General features: G+C 63.5%; 2 protein-coding genes. One reads left to right on the plus strand and one right to left on the minus strand.

Annotated features, from left to right (window positions below; all coding sequences use genetic code 11):
* A partial coding sequence (locus VJ811_RS07955) for a TonB-dependent receptor domain-containing protein (protein ID WP_324071729.1) occupies positions 1 to 1,721 on the plus strand: 1,721 nt, incomplete at its 5' end.
* 28 nt (positions 1,722 to 1,749) lie between these two features.
* Here the strand turns inward: VJ811_RS07955 and VJ811_RS07960 are convergent.
* A partial coding sequence (locus VJ811_RS07960) for a sulfatase-like hydrolase/transferase (RefSeq protein ID WP_324071730.1) occupies positions 1,750 to 3,073 on the minus strand: 1,324 nt, incomplete at its 5' end.

Below are 3,073 nucleotides of genomic sequence, written 5' to 3' on the forward strand. Positions count from 1 at the left end.
TCGACAATGGCGTGCCGATCGAATTCGACCTTCGCGGCGGCACGCTGCAATTCGGCATCGACCAGGCGAGCCCCTTCGCGCCGACGACGGCGCAATTGCTCGATCCCGCCAATTACCAACTGCAGCAGGTGGCCCAAGGCGCCAATTCGACCGACAATCAGGAACGGGCGGCGCGGCTCGATTTCTCCTATGACACGAGCGACCTCAATCCCTTCGTTACCTCGGTCGATTTCGGCTATCGCTGGAACCGGACCTCGGCGGAAAACAACGAATTTTCACGAAATGTCAGCCTGACCAACACGACGAGCGCGTGGAACCGGCCGTCGGGCGACCTGTTTTCCGACATATTGATCCCGGGGCCGAGCAACTTCAACGCGGCCGACGGACGCCGGCTCTATTTCCCCGACTTCTTGCTGATCGACGGCGGGCTGGCGTTCGACGATCCCGCGAAGGTGCTCGACGCGCTCAACGCCGCGATCGACGCGAGCAACGCCGCCGCGACCGAGGGGCCGCCCGTCGCGCCGCTGACGACGCCGACCGAATCCTTCGCGGGTTTCTTCAAGATCAAGGAAACGACGAACGCCGCCTATTTCCAGGCGAATATGGAGGGCGAGATCGCCGGCATGCCGGTCCGCGGCAATGCCGGCTTCCGCTGGCTGCACACCAGGATTTCGTCGACGGGAAACAACATCGCGAACGGCACGGTGACCGGACAGACCGTCGCGAAGAGCTCGTACAATTTCCTGCTGCCGCGCTTCAGCCTCGTGATCGAGCCCGCCGACAAGCTTCTCGTCCGCGCTGGCATCGCGCGCGACATTCGCCGCCCGAACTTCGACACGCTGTCGACATCCTTTTCCTTCGGCACCGGCGCGAACACGCCTGTCGCGGTGGGCAATCCCGACCTGGTTCCCGAAGCCGTATGGTCGTTCGATCTGTCGAGCGAATATTATTTCGCGCCGTCGAGCCTGATCAGTATCGGCTTCTTCCACAAGAGCCGCACGAACCTGTTCGCGCAGCGGCAGGAGGATCCGGCCCCCAATCTCGATGCGAACGGCAATCTCAACATTTCGATCGACCCGGCCTGTCCGGGCGGCGGCATCTATAATCCGATCGCCAACCGCAACATCAACAACCCGATCCAGGGCGTCGGTATCTGCGTGCCGCGCAGCTCGACCTTCAACGTTCCGGGAACCACAACGCAAACCGGCGTCGAGGTCGCATTCCAGCACGATCTGTCCGCATGGGAAGACACGCTCGGCTTCGCGTCGGGCTTCGGCTTCATCGGCAACTTCACCTATCAGAAGGCCGGCGGCTCGGCGCGCGAATATCGCGCCGCCGATGGACCCCGCACCGTCTTCACCCAGCTCGGCCATCCGGGTTCGCGGGATCTCATCTCGCTGACCAACCTGTCGAAATATGCCTATAATGCGACGCTATTCTACGACAAATACGGGCTCAACGCGCGGCTGCGCTACACATGGCGTTCCAGCTATGTGTCGAACGATCCCTTCTTCTTCGGGCTGCCGCTGATCAACGGCGCCCGGGGCCAGCTCAATGCCAGCATCAACTATGACATCAACGACCACATCAATGTCGGCGTTGAGGGCATCAACCTGCTGCGCGGCGACCAGAACCAATATTGCGTGAACAACAAGGCGCTATTGTGCTTCCAGGGTCTCACCGACCGCCGCATCACCGCCGGGCTCAGCGTGAAGTTCTAGGAGCCTCGGCAGGGCACGGCGCGGGGCTTTAGTTCGTCCAGTAGACATAGTCCTGGCCGTCTTTCCACGGCGCATCGAGCGGGACGTCGATGCGCACCGGCCCTTCGATGAGACCGGGCCAGATCGGTTTCGCCATGCCCCTGTTTTGCGCCTCGATCATCGCGCGGAGCGCCGCGACGCGCTGCGGGTCGCGCGCGGCGAGATCGTGGCGCTCGGTCGGGTCGGCGGCGAGATTATAGAGACGCGCCTTTTCGGGGCGTTTCGTGACCTGAAGCTTCCAGTCGCCCGCGCGCACCGTGCGGTAATCGCCCGAGCGCCAATACATCGCGGCCCGCTTGGCGGGGCCGGCGAGGATATCCTCGCTGTCGATCGTCCGGCCCTCCGGCAGCTTCGCGCCCGCCGCCGCGGCGATGGTCGAAAAGATGTCGAGATGTCCGGTCATGTCGGCCCGCTGCGTCCCCGCGGCGATCGCACCCGGCCAGCGCATGAAGAAGGGCGTGCGGATTCCGCCCTCGAAGAAGGTCGCCTTCCAGCCGCGGAACGGCGCGTTCAAATCGGACATGCCATTGTACCAGGCGCCGCCATTGTCGCTGGTGAAGATGACGAGGCTGTTGTCGTCGATCCCCGCTTCTTTCAGCTTTTCCATCACATCGCCGATGCGGCGGTCGAGCTGTGCGATCATCGCGCCATAGACGCGCGTCTTGTGATCCTTGATCTCAGGATATCTGTCGTAGTCGGCTTTGGTCGCCTGCAAGGGCGTGTGCGGGGCATTGAACGCGAGATATAGGAAAAAGGGCCGGTTCCTGTTCGCCTCGATCGCCTTGATCGCCTCGTCGGCGAAATAGTCGGTCATATGGCCCCTGGGGTGGAAACGCGCGCTGCCGTTGAAGGTCACGGCATGGCGGAGGTTCGCCCAGATGAAGCGGTCGATCGGATCCCACGGCAGCTTGGCGTTGACCGTATCGGGATCATCCTCGGGAAGGAACATCGCCGCGCCGCCGAGCACGGCGAGACTTTCGTCGAAGCCCTGCGCGTGCGGCTGCAGCGCCGGCGCCTCGCCCAGATGCCATTTGCCGATGTGGAGCGTGTGATAGCCCGCCGCCTTCACCGTCTCGGCGATCGTGACCTCGCTCGCGGGGACGCCCATGTCGGGATAGGCGGGGATGTCGGGGGTGATCAACTCGTCGTGGAAGATCGCGCGGTGCGGCCCCACGCCCTCGCCATGCGCCAGATTCTCGGCGAACTCGACCGGCACCGCAGTATATTCGAAGCCGAAGCGCGTCGGATAACGCCCTGTCATCATCGCCGCACGCGACGGCGAACAGGTTGCGTTGGCGGCATAGGCGGTGGTG

This window comes from Sphingopyxis sp., assembly GCF_035250425.1.
In the GTDB taxonomy this organism is placed as follows: Bacteria; Pseudomonadota; Alphaproteobacteria; order Sphingomonadales; family Sphingomonadaceae; genus Sphingopyxis.